We start from the raw sequence: 23,380 nt of genomic DNA, 5'->3' as shown, positions 1-23,380 counted from the left end.
GGTTTATTCAATACATGTGAACAAGGAGAATGAATTGAGCCGGACAAGACTAACAGGTAAAATCGTTGTACCAGGAAGTCCCTCCTACCGTAAAGACAGGCAAAACTTGAATCTTAGCATTCAAAAATATCCTTGCATCATAGTTTTTTGCCAAAACCGGTGCGATGTAAAAAACGCTCTAAAGTGGGCACGAGAACAGCGAACCCCTTTCCGCGTCCGAAGCGGGCGGCACAGCTATGAAAATTTTTCTCTAGTAAACCGGGGGCTCATTATTGATGTCAGTGAAATGAAAGGTATTGTGTATCATCCAGAGCAGCAAATGGCTTATATTCAAGCAGGCGCTGAACTGGGAATGGTTTATCAGCAGCTGTGGGACAACCGAGTAACGATCCCTGCAGGCACATCCTATAACGTAGGTCTCAGTGGACTGGCACTCGGCGGGGGAATTGGTATGCTTACCCGCGCCTATGGGTTAACATGTGACAGCATTGAAGAAATAGAGATCGTCGTTCCATGCGAAAAACATGGCGCAAAAATTATTTGTGCCAGTCAAACGAAAAACTGTGATTTATTTTGGGCATGCTGCGGTGGCGGTGGCGGAAACTTCGGCATTGTTACAGCCTTTAAATTCAAAGTATATCCTGTGGCCAACGTATCCATTTTCTCAATCACCTGGAATTGGGAAGACTTCCATGCCTCCTATAACTCCTGGCAAAACTTGGCTCCGTTTACCGACAGCCGTCTGACATCCCAAATCGAACTCTTTGCTTCAGGAACCACTACTGCCTCAGGTGAATTCCTCGGTTCCCCAAAGGAACTGGAAGAGCTGATTAAACCTCTGTTGGAGACCGGTACACCTTTAAATGTGATGATTCAGTCCATCCCTTATATAGAAGCTGTAAGCTTCTTTAATTCCCCGGCTGGAAATCTCCCTGCTCCCTTCAAGCGTTCGGGCTCATTTGTTTATGAGCCACTACCTGATAAAGCCATTGAAACCATGAAACAATTTCTTGAAAATGCACCTAATCGGCAAACGACCATCTGGCAGCAGGCTCTGGGCGGAGCTGTAACAGAATATGCCCCTAAAGAGACCGCTTTTTTTCACCGAAAGGCTATGATTGCCCAAGAGTATAACACTTCCTGGACGTGCAAGGACCAGAAGCACGAAAATATCTGTTGGGTAGAAGGGATAAGGAACGCACTGAAGCCATACACCAAGGGTGACTATGTGAACTGGCCGGACCACGCCATAAAAAATTGGCCGTGCGCCTACTACGGTTCAAACTACAAGATGCTTCGTAAAGTAAAAACCGAATATGATCCGTATAATGTTTTCTGCTTCTCCCAAAGTATTCGCCCTTATCCCCCAAACGGGCATTATTGGCCGTTATAATCACACAGCTCAATGATGGTTCCCTGAGTGTGCACCGGGTTGATATAAATGAGCCTTCTGCCATAAGGATTGATCCGGTACGTTTCTTTTAAAAAGGTGATTCCCTTACTCTCGTAATCTTTGATCGCTTCTTCAAGGTTGTCCACTTGATAGGCAATATGGTGGACACCTTTTCCTTTTTGCCGGATGAAGCGTTCAATGGGAGATGTTTTGCTCGTTGGCTCCAGCAGTTCAATGATTTGATTTTCCATTTCTATGACGGCGATATGAGTCTCCACACCAGGCTTTTCGCTTGTGTACCGGTGAAGCAGTTTTCCTCCAAGCATCACTGTGTAAAACTCGATGGCTTCATCAATACGGCGGACCGCAATGCCTGTATGATCGATTTTCATCGTGTCCCCTCCTTTCTATGCATAGTATACCGTTCCAGCCCAATTCTTTAAAATACCACCTCCTGGCATGACTGTAGTAGAATGAACAATATAGGAGGGATATTTCATGAAAACGTTTGAAGAAAAGCTCGACCAATATGCAGAAATCGTGGTCAAAGTAGGACTTAACCTTCAGGAAGGCCAGCGATTATTGATCAATTCTCCAATTGAAGCGGCACCGTTCACCCGCAAGGTAACCGAGCATGCCTATAAAAATGGCTGCAAGCGTGTTTTTGTGGAGTGGACAGATACAGAAACGAACCGAATCCATTTAAACAACGCTTCAGAAGAAGTATTGAAAGATAACCTTCCACAGTGGCAAATTGACATGCATGAAAGTTTAGTTGAAAACAATGACTGCATGCTCATGGTCACAGGCAGTGATCCGAATGGATTTAAGGGTGTGCCAGCTGAACGTCTAATGTTTGTGCAAAAAAACGCCGGCGAGCGCCTTGAGAAAGTATCCAAAGCAAGGCTGGCAGGAGAAGTTCCCTGGTTGATTGCAGGTGCACCTACAGCAGGCTGGGCCAAAAGTGTCTTTCCGGAAAAAAATGAAACCGATGCCATTGAGGCACTTTGGGAAGCCATCTTTAAAACCGTTCGCGTCGATCAGCCTGATCCTGTATCGGCATGGAAAGAACACGGCCAAACATTGGTGGAAAAAGTAAACTATCTGAACGAACAGAAGTTTAAAACCCTTCATTACAAATCCGAAGGCACTGATTTAAGCATTGACCTTCATCCAGAGCATGTTTGGATTGGCGGAGGCCATCACTCCACCTTTAACACCTTTTACATACCCAATATGCCGACAGAAGAAGTATTTACCGCTCCCCTTAAAGAAGGTGTAAATGGCACCGTAACCAGTAAAAAACCGTTATCCGCCATGGGGAATATCATCGACAACTTCACACTTACCTTTAAAGATGGAAAAGTCGTGGATCTTAAAGCGGAAAAAGGCGAAGATACGCTGAAACAGCTTCTTAACATCGACGAAGGAATGAAATACCTCGGAGAAGTTGCACTTGTTCCGTATGATTCCCCTATTTCGAACGCAGGGATTGTGTTCAACAACACACTGTTTGATGAAAATGCATCCTGTCACCTGGCACTGGGCATGACGATCAGCATGAACATTCCTGGTGCGGACAAGTTAAGCAAGGAAGAACTGGAATCCAAAGGCGTCAACCAAAGCCATGGGCATACCGACTTTATGATTGGCTCTGCCGACCTTGAAATTGAAGCCGAGTATCATGACGGCAAACGAATTCCATTGTTCACCAACGGAAACTGGGCAATATAAAAAGACGAAGGGCTGAAGCCCTTCGTCTTTATTTTGGAAAATTCATGATAAAGGCGGTTCCTTTGCCGCGTTCACTTTCCACTTTTATCTTGCCTTCATGCTTCTCTATAATCCATTTCGCTATGGATAAACCAAGACCAAGTCCTTCCTCATCACTTCTTGACTGGTCACTTTGGTAGAAACGTTCAAAGATCCGTTCTTTTTCATGTTCCGCTATTCCTGGACCGTTATCTTTTACTTTCAGCTCTACAGAGGAACCCACTTCCTTCACCAATAACAGGACTTGATCTCCATCTCCCGTATGCTTCATGGCATTATCCAATAAAATAATCACCAGCTGATGGATTCGCTCCCTGTCTGCGTTTATGGCAATTGGACCGTCTGCTTGAAGGCTGATATTTTTCCCCTGGTAAGAAGCAATTTCTCCGTAATGCTCGACAATCTCCCGAAGCAGCTGATCGAGCTGAAAGGTCTGCTTTATCAATTCCACTTGGTTGGAATCTGACCTTGCCAGCAGCAAAAGCTGGCTGACCAATTTTGTAAGCCGCCGGCTTTCTTTGGAAATCGCGGAAATATCCCTGCTTTTTTCCTCAATGGTTGCCGAGGGTGAACGAAACAATAGATCCGTTTTAGCCTGGATCACTGACAGCGGCGTTCTCAGTTCATGCGAAGCGTCAGACACAAACTTCTGTTGCTTGTCCCATGCTTTTTTGATGGGAACCAGAGCCCGTCCGGCAAGGAAGTACCCTCCTCCTATCGCACATGCAGCAACAAACAAACAGCCGGTGATAATTACGATAAGCAGTCTTTGCAGCAATTCTTCTTCAGTCTTCACATTCCGTATGGCCTGCACCGTTACCGTCCCGACAAGAGGAATGTCTTCCTTTATTGATTTGGAACGGAATGTTGCGTCATCCGTATGAATAAACTCCAGCTTGTTCATCTTTACCTGCTTATACTGATCCACATTGTCCATCACAAAAAAAGGAGGGCGCGGCAGATCCAGAAGATTGTGATTTTCATCCCAGACCAGGATCGTGACCCGTGAGTCTCTTGCCATAAAATCCTTGTCCCGCGCTTTTTCGTGATGATTCCTGTCCTCTCCTGTGCCCGGGAGACGCTCAAGCTCTTCATTGATCGAATGGTCAGCTGCATTATATAAGCTGACCCGGGTATAGGAATAGACAAGTGCACCAAGCAGACTTAATAAAATAATAAACACAATCGAATTCAGGAGCGTCAACCTGCGATGAGTTCGTTGAAACATAAAAATTTCCCCTTATTGCTCCTTAAGCATGTAGCCCACGCCTCGGATCGTCTTGATATCTTTATGATAATGATACGGTTCGAGCTTTTTACGGAGGTGGTGCATGAATACTTCTACAATGGCAATCGTCGTTTCAGAGTCAAAACCCCACACCCGGTCATAAATTTGCTCTTTCGTTAAAATTGTACCACGGTTCTGAATCATATACTCCAGCAGCTCGTACTGCTTGATCGTCAATCTTACCGGTTCACCTTCAACAAAAATATCCTGTTCCGGACCAAACAACTCAATGCCCCGGTATTGCAGGGTCTGCTTGAGGGTAAGACTGCCGCTTCGCCGTAATAGCGCCCGAAGCCTCGCTTTTAATTCAGAAGCTTCAAAAGGCTTGACCAGGTAATCATCTCCCCCGAAGTCGAGCCCTTTGACCCGGTCTTCGAGCGCATCTCTTGCGGTCAAAAACAGAACCGGTGTATTTACATTCTCCATGCGCATTTGCTGAATGATCTCAAAGCCATTCATTCCCGGCAGCATAACGTCAAGGACAATGGCATCATAGATGTTTTGCATCGCTTCATATAAACCATCATCACCGTTTGAAGCCGAATCCACTTTGAATTCATCTGATAAAATTTCAGTAATCGTATCCATTAATGTCAAATTATCTTCTACAACTAAAATACGGAGCAAACCAGCCGACCCCTTTTCCCGAAAATATACTTATAACCAGTGTAATGGATAGAACCATCGTTTTCCAATCTCTTCATCCACTTCTGGTTTTCTTATTTACTATACAGGCAGTTTCTTAACTTTTTCTTAATACGAATCTCTTGTTGCTCTTGAAAGTGGTTGATTTGCGTTTCAGGATGCTTGCTTTCAGCGGGGCGTGCGCTGAGCCCCTTAGGCGCAAGCGCCTATGTATCTCACCTGTCACGCATGTCCCGTCGGAGTCTCACACCTTGCACTCCAATCAACTTGTTAATGAAGTTTCTTCCGCCTAAAGCAATAAGCTTTTAATAAAACTTATAAAAAAGAGTAAACAAAAAAACGCCAGCTAATCCCCTGATGAGATAAGCTGACGTTTTTTGTAGGACTAACGATATCGTTTTGCTCCTTCATAGCGCGGAGACCAATACGAGCTGTCCAGCTCGGATGTGGTGACTCCTTTGGAAGAGGATGCGTGCATGAATTTACCGTCACCGACATATACTCCGGCGTGGGATAGTTCTCCGTTTCCGTTAATATCAAAGAAGACGATGTCTCCAACTTGAGGAGAATCCACAGCCGTTCCTTCTTTATGGATGTCTTTTACGACACGAGGAAGGTCAATGTTCGCTGCCCGGTCAAAAATGTAGTTTAAATAGCCGCTGCAATCGAATCCGTCCGGTGTTTCACCACCCCATTCATAAGGTGTGCCGGTATATTTTTTTGCCTCATCCACAATTGCCTGTTTGCTGAACACACCCAACGCTTTATACACTGAGTTTCCAGCGACGCCATCAACCGCAAGCCCTTTATCTTCCTGAAGTTTTTTTACTGCTGAAGTGGTGTATGAACCATAATAATTTGTGGTTTTATGATATGTAAAATATCCTTTATCTTTCAATAAAGCCTGGAGGTCCTGAACATCTGAATCTGTGGTTTTTGGTTTAAGTGTCTCATCTCCGAGAGCTGCATGGCCTGCTACGGGATTTAGTGCAAGAACGCCAGCCGCGATCATTCCTGAAACTAATTTTTTCAAAATAACATCCTCCTGTATATCTGAATTCCCTGCTCATTCTAACAAGGCAATATGACATGAGGATGTTAAGAACATTACAATGAGATAACAATCTAGGCCAAACTTTAATTTTACCCTTTTTTATTATTTTAAGAACATAACTAAATCAATGGATAGGCACCAGCCGTTCCCCTTTTCATAGCAGGTGTTATACTAACGGAAAGGATATATAGAGAAGAGGTGAAACAAGGTATGCACATTCAGCAAATGGCCATTCCCCTGCTTGTAATGGCGTTTGTCATTTACCGAAGAACCCAGCGTACGATCGGTTTTCAATTTTTCAAACCAAGAAGGCTTATCTTTCGAATGATTCTTTTTACTTTAATTATTATCGGCTTTTTAGCAAATGCAGCACTTCATCCACGTACTCTTTTTTATGCAGTGCCCGGAATTCTGATCGGAGCTGTGCTTGTCCGTTATGCGGCGCTGCACAGTAAATTTCAGTGGAAAAATAACGAACTGTATTATCGAACGCATAAATGGATTGAAGCCACCGTCCTTATCCTCTTTTTGGGACGCTTTTTATACCGATTCCTCATTTTGGCGGGCAGCTCAGATTGGCAATCGATGCAGAACATGCAGTATGGACAGCATTTTACTACCGACCCGTTAACCGCTTTTGTCTTTTTTATTTTAGGAACCTATTACATCGGCTTTAATGCTTATATTCTAAAAAAGGGTAATGGGCTAAAAAAAGAAGAATCTCCCCTGCATCCTGAGGTCCTATAATTAGACACAAGCCCTACCAATCATGAAAAAAAGAGTAAATCAAAAAAATCCACCTTTTAAAAAAGAAGGCGGATTTTTTGCAAGTTGCTCCAGCTTATACTGATTTTTTATAACTCTTCGTTTTCGAATCTTTGTACAAACCATTCCCCAGTGTTCCAAACAGTGTTTCCTTATTCGGATCAATCAGCTCATTTCCTTTAAAATAGACTCTCGGTGTATTCCATAAGGCTTTCATTGCTTTGCTCATTTTCATCTCATGATATCGTTCAGGCCACATTTTTTTAATATGCTGCTTGACCACAGGATAATACTTCGGGCTCATGCTTGGAAACAAATGATGCTCGGTATGATAAGAAAAATTGAAGTGAAGTACATCCACCCATTTGGGAACGGTTACTGTCAGACTGTTAGCCAACGGGTCATTAACCGGTGTCAATGGATTCAGTCTGTGATTGGTTGAAATATAGCTCATGACAATGAAATTAGCGATCAGCAACGGTATGAAAAACGCGAAAAGCCATTTAACCGGTCCGATCCAGAATAACAAACCAATCCAGGTCGCCCATGGAAGAACCGTTTGCAGTAGAACAGCCGGGCGATTTCGTGGATTGAAATCCTTTATATATTCAAAAAACATTTTCAGTCCATGCATGGTAAATTGAATGCTTAGGGATATAAAGCTGAAGAATGCACGTAGCCCAAAAGGCAGTCGGTAAATAACCCGAAGAAACGAATTTTGGACAAGCCGCTCTAGAGCGGGCCAGGCATCCGGATCTTTTTCGTCGTGCTGGGTATGAACGTGATGATTCATGTTATGCCATTTTCTCCATAGTCTCGGGCCAGTACTTAACGGCCAAAAAGCAACAGCACCAAGAAAGTTGCGCAGCCAGGCTGTTTTAACAACTGTTCCATGAAGGATTTCATGCCCTAAAAATCCCATGGCGGCAAAACAAGCGCCCAAAACCCCGGCAATCAATATATTGAACACAATATGAAGATCAAAGAAACCAATCCCTAAAAAGCCGGCAACGATAACGAGAAGATAGGCGAATCCTCCCCACAGCCGGGATGGAACAGGTTTAAACATAGTTTTTGATAGATGCGGTGTAATGCGGGCAGCGTACCACCCAAACGAATGAAGGTCTTTAATAGAAAGGTCCCCTTTCTTTACTGCAAGTTCCTCTAAGCTTATAGGACTATAGAGTGAGTTACAAGTGAAATTTTATGACAGTATTCTGAATTTTCCACAAAAATGGGTATATCTAGAAATCATTTAGCGGGCTTAATATTTTAAGGACGTTTATACTAAGTAAAAACGAATTTCAGGGCACAATTCCTCATTTTTCCACATAAGTCTTTTGTAGCCGTTTTTACATGATATATTTACATTATTCGTCTCATTTCTTATAAATGGGTGATACGAGTGAATGGTTCTGTTTTAAAATTTTAAAGTAAAGGGTGAAAGGACATGCGTACGAAAGCGTACAAAAAGGGCTTAAGCCTGGCAATGGTTCTCCTTTTTATTGTCAGCTTGTTATCCCCTGTCGCTGTAAAGACAGCAACTGCTGCCGATGTTATTTCGGTTAAGGATGCCATCGCCAACAACAGCGGCAGTAATAAGACTGTGGAAGGCTATATTGTAGGAACGGTCAGGGGAGGAAGCGGAACATCAATCTCTTACCAATTCTCCGCACCTTTTTCCGCAAATACCAATCTGGCCATCGCTGATTCGCCAACAGAAACCGAAAAAACCAAAATTTTGCCAGTACAACTTCCAGCAAATGCTGTAAGAGAGGATCTGAATTTAAAAGATCACCCTGAAAACCTTGGCAAAAAAATTCAAATTACGGGTGACTTGGCCGCCTATTTTGCGGTACCAGGACATAAGAATGCCAAAAGCTATACATTTGTGGGTGACCAGGATCCTCAGGCAGAACCTGTTACGGCAACTCCAGATAAAGGGATTGTGACAGGCGGCTCAACGGTTACACTCTCAACAGCCACATCAGATGCAGACATCTATTATACAGTCGATGGAAGCGATCCATCTGCCGAGAGCACAAAGTACAGTGAACCGATCACCATCAATGAAGACACGACCATCAAAGCAATAGCCGTAAAGGACGGCTTAAAAAACAGTGAGACATCCACTTTTACATACACAGTCGCTCTCACCGGATTGCGAATCCATGATATTCAGGGAGCTTCCCAGCAGTCACCATTTGCTAATAAATCCGTAGCAAACGTAGAAGGAATCGTCACACATGTCGTGGACAGCAATAATTTCTACATGCAGGATCTAAAGCCTGACATAAACGAAAAAACATCAGAAGGAATTCTTGTATATAAAAAGGGACATGGATTATCAGCTGGTGATGTGGTCAAAACCACAGGGCAAGTAAAAGAATGGGTACTGGACGGTTATTCTGAAAAGTTGAAAACCGACCTTCCTGTTACAGAAATCAATGCGGATACGGGCGGTTCGGTAACCTTGACAGAAACCGGGCATGCACTTCCTTCTCCTGTTCTCCTTGGTTTCGGCGGAAGACACATCCCGACACTGGTAATTGATAATGATAACTTTGGCAAGTTTGATCCAGAAGAAGACGGAATCGATTTTTACGAAAGCCTTGAAGGTATGAGAATCCAGTTAAAAGACCCACGAGTAATCGCTCCCCAAAGCTATGGTGAATTGTCTGTAGTGGTCAAGAATCAAGGTAACTCTCCGCTCAATTCATCAGGAGCCATAAATATTACAAAAAAGGATTTTAATCCTGAACGTATCTTTGTAGACATCAATGACAATAATTTTGTAGCAAAATCTGGGGATTACTTCAAAGGCAACATTACCGGTGTTGTAAGCTACAGCTTCAGCAACTATAAAGTCCTTGCCAACAAAGATGAACTTCCAGCATTCTTTGAAGGAAAAACAGAACGTGAAGTCACAAAGCTTAAAGGCAAAAAGAAAAAGCTTACCATTGCCAGCTTTAACGTTGAAAACTTCTCAGCTAATAAAGAAGGCGCAGACGGAACAAGTGACGAAAAGGCGGAGCGAATTGCAGATTCCATCGTCCATAACCTAAAGTCTCCTGACATTATTGGACTTACTGAGATTCAGGACAGCAATGGTCCCGTTAATAACGGAGAAACCGATTCAAAGGAAAGTGCCGAGCGCCTTATTAAAGCCATTCAGGCCAATGGCGGTCCAGCATACAAGTTCACTGATATTGCCCCTGTCAACGGAAAAGACGGCGGAATTCCAGGGGGGAACATCCGCGTGGCTTTCATTTATAATCCGGAACGTGTTTCCCTTGTTTCAGGAGAAAAAGGAACAGCTACCCAGTCAGTTGTATATAAAGACGGCAAATTGTCTCTAAACCCAGGACGCATCGATCCGACAAATCCAGCATTTGACAACAGCCGAAAACCTCTTGCGGCACAATTTGAGTTCAACGGAGAAAGGATTGTAGTCATTGCCAACCACTTCAACTCAAAAGGCGGAGATGAGCCATTGTTTGGCAAGAACCAGCCGCCTGTATTAAGCAGTGAAATTCAGCGCCATAAGATTGCAGATATCGTGAACCATTTTGTAAAAAGCATTAAAGCCGACGATCCAAACGCGAATGTCGTTCTGACTGGTGACTTTAATGACTTCGAATTCAGCTCCACTCTTGAAAAGGTAAAAGGAAAAGAATTATCCAACATGATTGAAGAAGTGCCTTCCTTTGAGCGCTATTCCTACTCTTATCAGGGAAATGCTCAAGTACTGGATCACATTCTTGTTTCCAATAACCTTAAGAACAGCACTAAGGTAGATATCGTGCACATTAACTCCCAGTTCATGGAGCAGCACGGACGAGCGAGTGACCATGATCCTGTTGTGGTTCAGGTGAAATTGAAAAAAGCCATATAATAAAAGGGTGCCTTTTGGGCACTCTTTTTTTATGATTCACTGAACCTTTTTGCTGCCTCATACGTCTTAGTTACAAAAAGGAGTTTTTCATATGAGCAGACATATTGAATTCGCAAGCGACCGCTTAATCATAACCTTCACAGGGCTAACAGCGGCTGCGGCACTGAAAAAAGAAATCACCGTTCCCCTCACCGCTATTTCCTCCGTCCGTGTCGGGGACTTTAAAATTAACCCGGTCGCCTTCCGTATTGGTACTTCAGGCATCACGCGTAACATAAAACACGGGCGTTTCCTATATCAAAATGAATGGGTCTTCCTTTCCTTCTCCAATCACAAAAACGTGCTGATTCTCGACCTCGATGATTTTGAATACAAGAAAATCGTTCTGGAGCTTGACTCACCACAAGAGGCCAAAAATAAAATTGAGAACCTGCTGACCCGGGTGTAACGAAAAAAGCAACCCTTAAAACTTGCATCGGGTTGCTTTTTACATCCATCCTTTTTCCTCAGCCAATGTAATGGCTTCAATTCTGCTTTTCACCTGCAGCTTGGCAAGAATTTCAGAAATATAATTTCGCACCGTCCCGGCAGATAAAAATAGCTCATTCGAAATTTCCTTGGCTGTTTTTCCTTCGCCAACTAGTCTTAGTACCTCCCTTTCCCGTTCGGTCAGTGGGTTGCTTTCTCCCCGCACACTTCCGAACACCAGTTCAGAGGCGTATTCCCGTTTGCCTTTCATGATCTTCCTTATGGATGCCGCAAGCTCTTCACTTGATCCATCCTTTAATAAATAGCCATGCACATCGGCCTTCACCGCACGTTCAAAATACCCGGGACGAGCGAATGTCGTGACAATAATAACGCGGCAATCCAGCTTCTTTCTCTTTAGTTCTTCAGCGACTTCCAAACCGCTCATCAAGGGCATCTCAATGTCCAAAAGACAAACATCCGGTTTCAGTGAAGCAATCAGGGACAAGGCTCTCTCCCCATTCTCCGCCTGACCGACAACCTCAATATCTGCTTCAAGATCCAAAAGGGCACCGAGTGCTCCTCGCAGCATGCCCTGGTCCTCGGCAATCATCACTCGTATCATAGCAGTGCAGCCTCGTCTTTCTTTTGTTTTACAACAACCGGGATGGTAATGATGAGTTCCGTTCCTTTGTTGGAATAAGCGTTCAGTTTTCCTTCAATCAATGCCAGCCTCTCAGCCATTCCCTTTAAGCCATTGCCATCCTTTTTTCTTTCGTCCAGCCCTACTCCGTCATCCTTGATCATTAATACCACTTCTCCTGGATCCTGGTTAATGTGAATGGTACAATTTTTCCCTTTCGAATGTTTGACCACATTGGTAACTCCTTCTTTTATACATAAGCTTAAAATGTTCTGGGAGAGATAAGGCACTTCATCAAGCCCGCTGTCTCCATTGAACTGATACTCAATCCCTGCCGCTTCAAGTATGGATTGTACTTTGACAAGTTCTTCGGCCACCGTCACAGCACGCATGTCAGAAACCAGATCACGCACCTGCTTTAAAGCCGTCCTTGAGGTTTTTTCAATTTCCTTTGCTTCCGTTCGAGCCCTGTCCGGCTGTTTGGCCACCAGCTTTTCTACCAGCTGGCTTTTCAGTGTAATTAATGAAAGTGTGTGGCCGAGAGTATCATGGAGGTCTCTGGCAATTCTCATCCGCTCTTCCCTCTTCACCAGGTTCTTGATTTGTTCATTCGCCTGGCTCAGCTGTTTCTCCAGCTCCTGCCGCTTATTCATGGACCGGATTCCAAACGGGGACATCAGCATAATAACGAAGAAAGGAAGAAAGTACACAATATCATTAAAGCCCTGATTCAGGATGCCCAGAACAAGAGGCACCGTCTGCATCACAGCAAAGGCAGCAAGCGCCAGGTAAAACGAACGTTTCTTTTTGTACCAGCCGATAAAGTTTGCCGGGAAAAAGCCCATGAACAGATTATTCGGACTGTAAAACAAACTCATCACTAAGATGATCAGCATTTGTACCACAAGCCAGTACGTGAAAGGCTTCTTCCCTTCCGAGCAATAAAGCTGGCGGTAGGTCAGCAGAAACAGCAGCAAAAGCCCATATCCGATGACAAGTTTCAAACCAGATTCAACCGCTATGGCAAACGCAGGCAGACTGACATATACAAGAAACATATACGGAAAAAAACCGAATCGTTCCGGAAAAATCCTCACCTTTTTTCCCTTCCACTTCATTTCTTATCACACCGCTTCCTGTTTCCTTCGAATAAAGTTGGATACCACCATAAAGATGATTGTATAACCGATTAAAATTAAAATGCTGCTTCCGGCCGGAAGGTGTCCGACCGCGATATCCCAAACACCATTTCCGAAATTATAGGATGGCAGCCATTTAACAATGCGCTGCATCAGATCCGGAAAAACTTCAACCGGCATCCACATACCGCCACATACCGCAAGTACCATGTAGACCACATTGCTGACACCTGAAGCCGTATCCACACGCCTCATCGTGCCCACGAGGGTCCCCAATGCCAAAAACGGGGTGGAGGCCGCCAGTATCCAGAGCACACTCATAACCCAAACGCCAGTGGACAAACTGACTCCATTAATCAGAACTCCAGCGACAAAAATAACAAGAATGGAAAACAGATGAATCAGCGTCTGGCTGGCCATTTTTGCAAAAAAGTAGGCTGTGTGGGAAAGCGGCGTGATTCTCATGTACAGTGTCCACCCTTGCGTCCGCTCCTGCACAAGCCGGATACCGAGCGACATAATGGATGAACCCATGACACTGAACGTGGTCATCGACATCAGGTAATGAGCCTGCCAGGCTTCCTGGTCGGCAGTCCCTGTATTGACCACCCTTGTAAAGATATAGTAGAACAGGATGGGCATGAAGAGGGACCAAAAAACAAAATACTTGTTCCTGAGCATTCGTGTAATTTCTGCTTTGCACTGGGCAATCCACATGTTCATCACACTACCTCCCTTTCGCCGCTTTGTGTCAGATGATCAAACGCTTCTTCGAGCTTCCCTTGCTCCGTCCGGATGTTACGGATGTTCCACTTGTTCTGAAACAGAGCTTTGAGCACTCGATCCGAGTCATCCGAAAGAATGTAAACCCTTTCTCCACGACGGTAAACATCCTGAACGTTTGGCAGCTTCCAAAACTCGTCAAGAGGAATACGGTTCTCAGCAACAAATGATACGGTTTGCCTGGCAAGCTTGCTTTTCAGCGCTTCTGGCTTGCCATCGGCCACGATTCTGCCTTTATGAAACATGATGATCCGTTCAGCTACATCATCTGCTTCTTGAAGATAGTGAGTCGTAAAAATGATGGTTTTCCCCCGCTCCTTCAGCAGTCGGACTGTATCCCAAAACGATTTGCGTGCAGAAATGTCCATTCCCACTGTCGGTTCATCAAAGAACAAAAGATCCGGGTCGCCCGCCAGTGCAAGAGCAAAATTCAATCTTCTTTTCTGTCCGCCTGACAGTTTTTCCGCCCGCTTCTTTAAATCCCTTTCTTCCAGCCCGGTCAGATCGATCAGTTCATCTACCGGAAGCGGGTTTGGATAATACGTACGGACAAGAGTAAGGATTTCCCTGCAGGTCAGACCGTCCATTACACTTACTTCCTGAAGCATAGCCCCGATCTTTTCACGAACCTTTTTGCTTTTCGGATCACTTCCAAACAATGTGGAAAAACCCGTTTCTGGTTCCATGAGACCAAGCATCATTAGGATTGTTGTCGTTTTGCCGGCGCCATTAGGACCAAGAATGGCAACAATCTCACCCGCCTGAATACTGAAGGATACATCATCAACCGCTTTTTCATATTTAAAAGACTTTGAGACATGTTTTAATGAAACGACCTTATTCATCTTCGTCCACCTCCACTTGATAGTTTTATTGTACGAAGAAATAAGGTCGCTGCTCAGTCGTATGTGTCATTAAAATGGTGTGACAAATGTCATGTTATTCCGAAACGGGCTGGAGTAAATCACGGAATGCATCTTCAAGACTTGTATACGAAAATTCAAATCCCTGTTCCACAATCCTTGACGGCACACAATTCCGCCCGGTAAGTGCAAGGCTCGGCTCGGTTCTCAATAGGGTATAAGCACCAAGCCACACAAAAGGAGAAGGAGTGGGTGGCGCCCAGCCTTTGCCCATTACAGCCCTGAGTGTTTTCATAAATTCTTTATTGGTTACCGGCTGGGGACCGGTCGCATTATATATGCCTGAAAAACGCTCAGATTCGATCGCATACAAGAACATTGCGTTCAGATCATCCACATGAAGCCAGCTTATGTATTGTTTACCTGAACCCACCGTTCCGCCCAGATTGAAGGACGCCAGTTTTTGCAGCGGTTCAAACGCACCACCGTTTCTCCCCAGAGCAAAACCGATCCTGAATAACACCTGACGGGTGCCCGGTATCTTTTCTTTAAAGAATTCCTCTTCCCAGCGCTGGCACACCTCCACCGAAAATCCGCTGCCATGCGGAGAATCTTCATCACACAAAAGAGTGGTGTCTCCAAAGATCGCAAGCGAACCAGCTTGAATAAACGCCTGCGGAGGACGGCTGCAACGGTCTATGGCCTCCTTCAGCACATGAACAGAATCAATCCGGGATGATACAATCTCCTCTCTATTTTTTTTCGTATAGATGCAATTGACACTCTTTCCCGTAAAATTTACCACCGCATGGGATCCATCCAGTTCTGATGCCCATGAACTTATGCTGCGCCCATCCCACTGGATATAACGGATCCCCTTTTCAACCTTCTCAGGCTGTCGGGATAAAATGACAATGTCATAATTTCGATGCTGAAGGTAATCAGCAAGGTTTTCTCCCAAAAACCCAGATCCTCCAGCGAGCACGATTTTTTTGGCCATTTTATTCTCCTATCTATTAAATTAGTAGATATTCCCATTCTATCATAGAAATATAGCGTTTTCTCTTGACCGCCGAAAATCCGTAAAGTACCTTTAAAGAGAGAAGTACAATTTTACATCCATAAAATGAATGAGAATTCATTCATTTTAATCACCAAGGGAGGAATAGTTATGCCGGATAAAATGACTGAAGATTTTGTAAACAAATTGAGTTTACCTGTTATCGCTGCACCCATGTTCCTTGTATCAAGTCCTGAGCTTGTCATTGAAGCTTGTAAATCAGGAATTATTGGTTCCTTTCCGCTCCTAAATGCACGTACCAGTGAGATACTCGAGGAATGGATGCTCCGGATCACCGGAGAACTCGAATTGGCGAAGAATGATAACCAACCTGGTAACGTTGCTCCCTGGGCTGTAAACATTATTGTACATAAAAGCAACAAACGCTATAAACAGGACTTGGAGCTGATTGGCAAATATCAGCCTCCCGTTGTTATTACTTCACTGGGCCATCCGGGAGAAGTGGTTGAAACCGTTCACCAATACGGAGGCCTTGTATTTTCTGATGTCATTCATCTTGTTCATGCCAGGAAAGCCGCACAGACAGGGGTGGATGGATTGATTCTGGTCTGCAATGGTGCCGGCGGCCATGCCGGGACCATAAACCCCATCGCCTTCATGGGTGCGGTCAAAGAATTCTGGTATGGAATCACCATTTTGGCAGGCTGCATCAACAATGGACAAGATATTTTGGCTGCTGAAGCATTGGGAGCAGACATGGTTTATATGGGTACCCGTTTTATCGCGTCGGAAGAAAGCTTTGCCAGTACGGATTACAAGACCATGCTCATCGATTCTTCCTTTGAAGACCTGGTTTACACAGATGCTTTTAGCGGAGTGAATGCCAATTACCTTACCCCCAGTATCCGAAATGCCGGTCTTGATCCTGACCACTTGAAACGAAAGGAACAAGTGGACGTTTCGCACCTTGATGCCTCGGAGGCCAAAGCATGGAAAGATATATGGTCTGCCGGACAAGGCGTAAATTCCATCAAACAAGTGGCTCCTGTTAAAGAAATCGTCTCAGAGCTAAAACGAGATTATGACAGAAGCCTAGAACGTCTATTAGAAAAGAATGAAAGAACCAGCACCCTGTAAAGAAGAAGCTTCCTGCAAGCTTCTTTTTTTTGAGGGGCATTTGCGCATTTCTAGCAAAATGTGTGAATGGCTTAGGACAAGGTTTTTGCTAGACACATATACTTTAAGTATAGATGTACCTTAGTGATGCATGCTGCCGCATATAACTTCACTAGTTTTCCCATCTAAGATTGCTTTAAAGGAAGTGAAGTTTTGACTGAAATAATGGTGTCTGTCACTGTTCTTTCCTTTCTCCTAACCTTACTATTTATCTTTTGGCGGCCTTTGGATATGAACGAGGCTGTCCCCGCGACCATAGGGGCTGTCATCGTGTTGGCATGTGGTTCCGTATCCCTTCAGGATCTCGGAAAAATCGCAGAAACGATCAGTGGGGCTGCCATTACCATAATAGCTACCATTGTAATGGCAATCGTACTTGAAAGCTTTGGTTTTTTTACCTGGATGGCACAGCTGCTTGCAGAAAAGTCAAAAGGTTCTGGAATCCGGCTTTTCTGGAATGTCAATCTGCTTTGTTTTTTTATGACCCTTTTCTTTAATAATGATGGAAGTATACTCATTACCACCCCGATCTTAATTCTTCTTCTTAAACATTTCCGCTTAAAAAATCACGAGAAGATCCCTTACCTACTTTCAGGCGCTTTGATTGCCACAGCCTCAAGTGCCCCCATCGGCGTAAGCAATATCGTAAATCTGATTGCGTTAAAGATTGTACACATGGACCTTTATATGCATACGGCAATGATGTTTGTTCCGGCAACTCTCGGATTGGCTTTTTTGGTGCTGCTGTTGTTTCTATACTTCAGAAAAACATTGCCCCGCCGCCTCCCGCAGGTTACGTTCGATCTTTCACAACCGGTCTCACACCCGCTGAAGCCTATCCAGGACGCACCGATAAAAAACAAGAATGCGTTCATGTACAAAATATTACTGTTTGTGCTATGTGTCAGGCTCAGCCTGTTTGCTGCTTCTTATGTCGGCCTTCCGGTTGAAGTCATGGCTGTGCTTGGTTCTCTGGTTCTCCTAGTATGGCGGTGGATCTATTTAAAAATTAATCCGCTGGACATGCTCAAGAAAACCCCCTGGCACATTCTCATCTTTGCCTTTAGCATGTATGTGATCATTTATGGACTCCATAATATCGGGTTAACGGGGGCACTTGTTGGCGTTCTGAAGCCACTTGTTTCCGAACATCACCTGTATGCGAGCCTTTTGATGGGCGGTACCCTGAGTGTTCTATCCAATCTATTCAACAATCACCCCGCCCTGATGGTAGGCACACTAACCCTTACCAACATGAGCCTGGATCCGCTTACCTTGAAAGTTGCATACCTGGCAAACGTGATTGGCAGCGATATCGGCTCCCTGCTCCTTCCAATAGGTACACTTGCCACATTGATGTGGATGCATTTGCTCAAAAAAGGAAACGTGAAGCTAAGCTGGAAGCACTACTTTAAAGTAACGATTGTGGTCATACCGCCAACCCTCGTATTCACCTTGATTTGCCTGTACTACTGGGTTCATTGGTTATTTTAGTTATGGAGGAAAATGAATGAATAATGAATTATCAACTAAATATATGGATCTTTTGAATACCCCTGTTTCAATTGAGGTGTCAGGAGGAAAGGTTCATCTGGGAATTTTAGTGGATATTGGCACGGATATCTATGTACTCTTCAACGGACTGGACTATCTTTATATTCCTTCCATTCACGTGCACAATCTTCGAAAAACAAATGAATTTATACAAGAAGAATATGCTGTGGATATCCAGGCACCCATCGACCACCACACAGACAGAGTGTCCTTCCGGAAAATTCTCATGAATGCAAAAGGGCGCTTTGTCAAAATTTATGTAACGGGAGATAAAACACTTCATGGCTATATTACCAGCCTGATGAATGATTACTTTGTTTTTTACTCGCCTGTTTATAAAACCATGTTTATCACCCTCAGCCATCTGAAATGGCTGATTCCCTACAATAACTCTGTTACCCCTTACACCTTAAGCACCGCAAAACTGCCAGTCAGCCATCACTCCTTACCTTTGTCGCGAAGCTTTGAAGAACAATGCAAAAAACTTGAAGATCAAATGGTCGTTCTTGATTTAGGAGATCATCTGCAAAAAACAGGATTGCTGAAAAAAGTGTTTGAACAGAAAATCGCCCTTGTAAATGCTGAAGGCGACACCGTTTATTGGAACCTTCAGCACATTAAAATCATATATACCTTATGATTTTGTTCATCGATTCCCTAGAATCGGTGTTTTTTTTGGAGACTGATTATTAGCGGTCCATGGACGCTCACGTTAAAATAGGAGCATACAAGGAGGGATTTCATGATTGGATTTATTGGATTAGGTATTATGGGAAGCCGGATGGCAGCCAACCTGCTTTCGGCTGGAAACGAACTGGTCATTTACAACCGTACCAAAGAAAAAGCCCAGGACCTGCTCAACAATGGCGCAGTGTGGGGAGAAAGCCCAGCGGAAACAGCGAGGCAATCCACCGTACTGTTTACCATGCTTACCAATCCGAAAGCGGTAGAAACTGTCGCTTTGGGTGATGAAGGATTTTTACAGCACCTTCCCAAGGATTCCATCTGGGTGGACTGCAGCACGGTTAATCCCGGTTTTTCAAGACAGATGGCCGATGAAGCCCGCCGATTTGATATCCGCTTTTTGGATGCCCCTGTCGCCGGATCGCTAAAGCCTGCAGAAAATGGGGAATTGGTATTCCATGTGGGGGGAGACGCAGGGGTTCTGGAAGAAGTCCGTACGTACCTGAATGTAATGGGCAAAGCCATTCATCACCAGGGAGAGCATGGCAGCGGTACATCGATGAAACTCGTGGTGAATCTGACACTCGCGCAGTCCATGGCCGTTTTTGCCGAAGCTCTCAATTTCGGAGAGTCTCTCGGGCTTGAAAAAGAAACCATCCTTAACACATTGATTGGAGGGCCGACCACCGGGGCCTTTATCGGCGGTAAAAAGAACAAGCTCCTAACCAATCAATATGATACCGAATTTCCACTGGAGCATATTCAAAAAGACTTAAATCTCATTGCAAGCGAAGCCTATCAGAACGGAAGCTCCCTTCCCATTGCAAATGTAACAAAAGAAATGTATAGTTTGGCCAATCAATACGGACTGGGGAAAGAGGATTTCTCCGCCATCTATGAATTTTTGCGTACGCCGCATAAATAAGCGAAAAGCACCGAATCCTTCTTGGATCGGTGCTTTTCTTTACCCTTATTCCGTGTTTTCAATAAACCGCTTAATCCGGTTCATTGCTTCCTCGAGCTTGGCGATGGATGTGGCGTAAGAACATCGGATATGCCCTTCTCCACTTTCACCAAACACACTTCCTGGAACGACAGCGACCTGTTCTTTCAGTAACAGCTGTTCCGCAAATTCTTCTGAGGAGAGCCCTGTACTCTTAATAGAAGGAAATACATAAAAGGCACCGCCCGGTATATGGCATGAGAGCCCCATCTCTTCGAGAGCATGGGTTACGAGGCTTCTTCGCTGGCGGTAGCTTTCCTTCATCCTGATGACATCTTTTTGTCCGTTGACTAATGCTTCCAGTGCAGCATGCTGGGCCATCGTTGGTGCGCACATCATCGTATACTGATGGATTTTGAGCATGGCCTGCAGGATGTCCTTTGGTCCGCAGGCAAAGCCCAACCGCCAGCCGGTCATGGCGAATGCTTTTGAAAATCCGGAGATCAAGATAGTTCTTTCCCGCATGTTTCCTACAGAAGGAAAACTCGTATACGGTTCGTCATATGTCAGCTCCGCATAAATTTCATCAGAAATAACGAGCAGGTCATGCTTTTCCACCACTTCCGCAATCTTTTGCAAATCTGTCTTGGACAGCACGGTACCGGTTGGATTGTTCGGGCTGCATAACAGGATGGCCTTTGTCTTTTCAGTCACAGCCTCCTCGATATGTTCCGGCTGAAGCTTGAAATCGTTTTGGCTGTATGTGTGTACCGGCACAGGCACCCCTCCAGCCAGCGTTACGGTCGGAGCATAGGAAACAAAGCTCGGTTCCACAACAATCACTTCTTCGCCAGGATTGACCACTGCACGCAGTGCAATATCAATCGCCTGTGAAGCCCCTACCGTGACGACCATCTCATTTTCCGCATTGTAAGTCACCCCAAAGCGCCGCCTCATGTACCGGGTGATTTCTTTTCGCAGTTCAAGCAACCCGGCATTGGCTGTATATGCGGTATACCCTTGCTCCAATGAATGGTAACTCGCTTCAATTACGTTCCATGGTGTCACAAAATCCGGTTCACCCACACCAAGTGAAATGACATTTTCCATGGAAGAAGCCAGATCGAAAAAACGGCGGATTCCCGATGGCTGTATGGATTGTACAGAATCAGACAAATACTTAGATCGCTGTTCGGTAATCATGGCGACACCACAATTCGTTTATCTTCTTCATTTTCGCTGAACACAAGACCATCATGCTTGTACTTTTTCAAAATGAAATGAGTTGTTGTCGAAAGAACAGAATCCAGAGTAGACAATTTCTCAGAGACAAACCGTCCAACCTCTGCCATCGTCTTTCCTTCAATGGATACCGACAAATCATAAACGCCGGACATGAGATAGACCGCTTTCACTTCTGGAAAACGATAGATTCTCTCCGCTACTTTATCGAATCCTACTCCCCGCTTTGGCGTTACTTTAACATCGATCATGGCTGTTACCGCACCCTCATCGGTGCCCTTTGTCCAATTGATGATGGCAGAATATCCAAGAATCACTTTTTCTTTCTCAAGCTTTTCTATCATTTGTTTCGTTTCGTCTTCAGAGATCCCCATTAATCTTGCAATGGTTGAATTTTCAAGGCGGCCGTTTTTTTCAATAAGCTGCAGCAATTCCCGTTCCTTCACATCCATTTCTATCACTCGCTTTGCAATATAATATGATGAACATTATAACAAATCCTGAGGTTTGCGCCATTAGTTTTTTTCATCCTTTACCGTATACGTGCGAAAAACAAAACAAGCCGCCTTAATCTTTGGCGGCTTGTTACTGTCAGTTAAATAAACGCATTGAGAATCAGCGCGCCCGCAAAGGCGACAACAGAAAGCAGGGTCTCAAGGACTGTCCACGTTTTGAACGTTTCATTAACGGTCAATCCAAGATACTCCTTAACCATCCAAAAACCGGCATCATTAACGTGGGAGAACATCAAGGAACCTGCTCCGGTTGCAATAACTAGCAGCTCAAGGTTAACCCCGGACATATGCTCGATAATTGGTGATACAATTCCGGCGGCCGTGGTCAGCGCAACGGTCGCTGAACCGGTTGCAATCCGGATAAGACCCGCAATCAAGAAAGCCAAAACAAGCGGGGAAAGTGACAAGTTCTCCGACATTTGGCCGATCGTATCGCCGACACCGCTGTCGATGAGAACCTGTTTAAATCCTCCGCCGGCCCCAATGATCAAAATAATGGAACCTACAGGAAGCAAGCTGTCTTCCGAAAACTTTCTCAGCATATTTTTATCCATTCCCTGACGGATGCCCAGGAAGTAGAATGCCGCAAAAACAGAGATCAAGAGGGCAATTACCGGGCTTCCGATAAAGGCTAAAAATTTCTCAAATCCCTTTGGCATGGACATGTAAGGAGCGACTGCAGCAAGAACCATAAGGATAACGGGCAGCAAAATGATAAAAAACGAAATCCCAGTGCTCGGAAGTTTCTTATAGTTTGTATTGAAACGAATCAATTCCGGCTCCCCTTGAGGAACCACACGTTTGTGCACCCATTTCGCAAAAAGCGGCCCTGCGATAATGGCTGCCGGAATGGCGATAATCAGAGAGTAAATTAAAACATGACCAAGGTTTGCTTTATAAATGCTGATTGCAGTAAGTGCACCCGGATGTGGAGGAACCAATCCGTGAACAATGGACAAACCTGCGATCACAGGAAGCGCAATCAGAAGAATGTTTTGTTTTGTGGTCTTTTGAATCGAAATCACGAGCGGCAATACAATCAAGATCCCTACTTCAAAGAAAACGGGGATTCCGATAACAAATCCGGAGAACAGCATGGCCCAAGGCAATTTTTTCACACCGAATTTACGGACAAAAAAATCGGCGACCTGCATACCGGCGCCTGACTCAGCCATCATCTTCCCAAGAATCGTTCCGAGCGCCAGAATTCCAACAAGGTGTCCAAGGACTCCTCCTACCCCGGTTTCGTACGCGCTTACAATCTTGTCAAGTGACAGACCGGCTGTAAGGGCCAGGAATAAACTGGCGACGGTTAAACTGATAAACGCATGCCACTTAAAAACAGAAACCCCGACAATAACAAGGGCAATGGCTGCTAAAGTAATAATAAGCAAATAAGCGTCCAACTTCTTTCCACCTTTCTTAGAAACCCCTTTCATATGAAAGTTCGGCTTCCCACTACCTCATTCCCATGAAAAAAGTAGCACTTTAAAATTTCACTTTGTTTATCTTAACAAAAAAAGATAACGTTTGCCT

The 23,380-nt window shown here is 44.6% G+C and carries 22 protein-coding genes; 9 read left to right on the top strand and 13 right to left on the bottom strand.

Going from position 1 to position 23,380, the window contains the following annotated elements:
* Nucleotides 1–34 precede the first annotated feature (34 nt).
* Nucleotides 35–1,393, top strand: a complete 1,359-nt coding sequence (locus tag QNH15_RS08535) for an FAD-binding oxidoreductase (RefSeq protein WP_283894051.1) — start codon at nucleotides 35–37, stop codon at nucleotides 1,391–1,393.
* On the opposite strand, the gene QNH15_RS08530 is transcribed toward QNH15_RS08535, so the two are convergent.
* Nucleotides 1,378–1,785, bottom strand: coding sequence for a VOC family protein (locus tag QNH15_RS08530; protein ID WP_061968464.1), 408 nt, complete (start codon nucleotides 1,783–1,785; stop codon nucleotides 1,378–1,380). The genes QNH15_RS08535 and QNH15_RS08530 overlap by 16 nt on opposite strands.
* 106 nt (nucleotides 1,786–1,891) lie before the next feature.
* Here QNH15_RS08530 and QNH15_RS08525 point away from each other — a divergent pair, with 106 nt between their 5' ends.
* Entirely contained in the window at nucleotides 1,892–3,127 is a 1,236-nt protein-coding gene (locus tag QNH15_RS08525; protein WP_283894049.1) for an aminopeptidase, read from the top strand.
* A 28-nt stretch (nucleotides 3,128–3,155) separates the two neighbouring features.
* Here QNH15_RS08525 and QNH15_RS08520 read toward each other — a convergent pair whose 3' ends face one another.
* The 3 genes from QNH15_RS08520 to QNH15_RS08510 form a co-directional block, all read right to left on the bottom strand.
* A complete protein-coding gene (locus QNH15_RS08520) occupies nucleotides 3,156–4,394 on the bottom strand; it encodes a sensor histidine kinase (protein WP_283894047.1) in 1,239 nt (412 codons plus the stop codon).
* 12 nt (nucleotides 4,395–4,406) lie between these two features.
* The gene (locus QNH15_RS08515; protein ID WP_283894045.1) at nucleotides 4,407–5,081 is read right to left on the bottom strand and encodes a response regulator transcription factor; all 675 of its coding nucleotides are present in this window, start codon (nucleotides 5,079–5,081) and stop codon (nucleotides 4,407–4,409) included.
* Between the two features lie 403 nt (nucleotides 5,082–5,484).
* Nucleotides 5,485–6,132, bottom strand: a complete 648-nt coding sequence (locus QNH15_RS08510; RefSeq protein ID WP_283894043.1) for a C40 family peptidase — start codon at nucleotides 6,130–6,132, stop codon at nucleotides 5,485–5,487.
* Nucleotides 6,133–6,363: 231 nt separating this feature from the next.
* Between QNH15_RS08510 and QNH15_RS08505 the strand changes: the two genes are divergently transcribed.
* Nucleotides 6,364–6,900 (top strand): CcdC protein domain-containing protein, encoded by a 537-nt coding sequence (locus QNH15_RS08505; protein ID WP_283894041.1) that lies wholly within the window; start codon nucleotides 6,364–6,366, stop codon nucleotides 6,898–6,900.
* A gap of 94 nt (nucleotides 6,901–6,994) precedes the next feature.
* On the opposite strand, the gene desB is transcribed toward QNH15_RS08505, so the two are convergent.
* Nucleotides 6,995–8,050, bottom strand: coding sequence for a Delta(10) desaturase DesB (gene desB, locus QNH15_RS08500; protein WP_283895506.1), 1,056 nt, complete (start codon nucleotides 8,048–8,050; stop codon nucleotides 6,995–6,997).
* A gap of 318 nt (nucleotides 8,051–8,368) precedes the next feature.
* Between desB and QNH15_RS08495 the strand changes: the two genes are divergently transcribed.
* Together QNH15_RS08495 and QNH15_RS08490 are read left to right on the top strand one after the other, a co-directional pair.
* Complete coding sequence (locus tag QNH15_RS08495) at nucleotides 8,369–10,813, top strand: DUF6359 domain-containing protein (RefSeq protein ID WP_283894040.1); 2,445 nt, start codon at nucleotides 8,369–8,371, stop codon at nucleotides 10,811–10,813.
* 91 nt (nucleotides 10,814–10,904) lie between these two features.
* Entirely contained in the window at nucleotides 10,905–11,261 is a 357-nt protein-coding gene (locus QNH15_RS08490; RefSeq protein WP_283894038.1) for a hypothetical protein, read from the top strand.
* A gap of 39 nt (nucleotides 11,262–11,300) precedes the next feature.
* On the opposite strand, the gene QNH15_RS08485 is transcribed toward QNH15_RS08490, so the two are convergent.
* From QNH15_RS08485 to QNH15_RS08465, 5 genes are all read right to left on the bottom strand, one after another.
* Complete coding sequence (locus QNH15_RS08485; RefSeq protein ID WP_283894036.1) at nucleotides 11,301–11,906, bottom strand: response regulator transcription factor; 606 nt, start codon at nucleotides 11,904–11,906, stop codon at nucleotides 11,301–11,303.
* Nucleotides 11,903–13,042, bottom strand: coding sequence for a sensor histidine kinase (locus QNH15_RS08480; protein ID WP_283894034.1), 1,140 nt, complete (start codon nucleotides 13,040–13,042; stop codon nucleotides 11,903–11,905). The genes QNH15_RS08485 and QNH15_RS08480 overlap by 4 nt, the downstream gene beginning before the upstream one ends.
* A gap of 6 nt (nucleotides 13,043–13,048) precedes the next feature.
* Entirely contained in the window at nucleotides 13,049–13,786 is a 738-nt protein-coding gene (locus QNH15_RS08475; RefSeq protein WP_283894032.1) for an ABC transporter permease, read from the bottom strand.
* Complete coding sequence (locus tag QNH15_RS08470) at nucleotides 13,786–14,691, bottom strand: ABC transporter ATP-binding protein (RefSeq protein WP_283894031.1); 906 nt, start codon at nucleotides 14,689–14,691, stop codon at nucleotides 13,786–13,788. The genes QNH15_RS08475 and QNH15_RS08470 overlap by 1 nt, the downstream gene beginning before the upstream one ends.
* A gap of 94 nt (nucleotides 14,692–14,785) precedes the next feature.
* Nucleotides 14,786–15,709 (bottom strand): TIGR01777 family oxidoreductase, encoded by a 924-nt coding sequence (locus QNH15_RS08465; protein WP_283894030.1) that lies wholly within the window; start codon nucleotides 15,707–15,709, stop codon nucleotides 14,786–14,788.
* Between the two features lie 171 nt (nucleotides 15,710–15,880).
* Here QNH15_RS08465 and QNH15_RS08460 point away from each other — a divergent pair, with 171 nt between their 5' ends.
* From QNH15_RS08460 to QNH15_RS08445, 4 genes are all read left to right on the top strand, one after another.
* The gene (locus QNH15_RS08460) at nucleotides 15,881–16,867 is read left to right on the top strand and encodes an NAD(P)H-dependent flavin oxidoreductase (RefSeq protein WP_283894028.1); all 987 of its coding nucleotides are present in this window, start codon (nucleotides 15,881–15,883) and stop codon (nucleotides 16,865–16,867) included.
* 204 nt (nucleotides 16,868–17,071) lie between these two features.
* On the top strand, nucleotides 17,072–18,400 hold the full coding sequence (locus QNH15_RS08455) for an arsenic transporter (RefSeq protein ID WP_283895504.1): 1,329 nt from the start codon (nucleotides 17,072–17,074) through the stop codon (nucleotides 18,398–18,400).
* Between the two features lie 16 nt (nucleotides 18,401–18,416).
* Complete coding sequence (locus QNH15_RS08450) at nucleotides 18,417–19,100, top strand: DUF2642 domain-containing protein (RefSeq protein WP_283894027.1); 684 nt, start codon at nucleotides 18,417–18,419, stop codon at nucleotides 19,098–19,100.
* A 102-nt stretch (nucleotides 19,101–19,202) separates the two neighbouring features.
* On the top strand, nucleotides 19,203–20,069 hold the full coding sequence (locus tag QNH15_RS08445; RefSeq protein WP_283894026.1) for an NAD(P)-dependent oxidoreductase: 867 nt from the start codon (nucleotides 19,203–19,205) through the stop codon (nucleotides 20,067–20,069).
* 45 nt (nucleotides 20,070–20,114) lie between these two features.
* Here QNH15_RS08445 and QNH15_RS08440 read toward each other — a convergent pair whose 3' ends face one another.
* The 3 genes from QNH15_RS08440 to QNH15_RS08430 all read right to left on the bottom strand — a co-directional run bounded on the left by QNH15_RS08440 (nucleotide 20,115) and on the right by QNH15_RS08430 (nucleotide 23,250).
* A complete protein-coding gene (locus QNH15_RS08440) occupies nucleotides 20,115–21,290 on the bottom strand; it encodes an aminotransferase (protein WP_283894025.1) in 1,176 nt (391 codons plus the stop codon).
* Nucleotides 21,287–21,781, bottom strand: coding sequence for an Lrp/AsnC family transcriptional regulator (locus tag QNH15_RS08435; RefSeq protein WP_283894024.1), 495 nt, complete (start codon nucleotides 21,779–21,781; stop codon nucleotides 21,287–21,289). Before QNH15_RS08435 ends, QNH15_RS08440 begins: the two co-directional genes overlap by 4 nt.
* 143 nt (nucleotides 21,782–21,924) lie before the next feature.
* A complete protein-coding gene (locus QNH15_RS08430) occupies nucleotides 21,925–23,250 on the bottom strand; it encodes a GntP family permease (RefSeq protein WP_283894023.1) in 1,326 nt (441 codons plus the stop codon).
* Nucleotides 23,251–23,380 lie beyond the last annotated feature (130 nt).

This window comes from Fictibacillus enclensis, assembly GCF_030123385.1.
Classification (GTDB): domain Bacteria; phylum Bacillota; class Bacilli; order Bacillales; family Fictibacillaceae; genus Fictibacillus_C; species Fictibacillus_C enclensis.
Note: the sequence above shows the minus strand (reverse complement) of the source record. Positions and strands in the feature narration are given on the sequence as shown.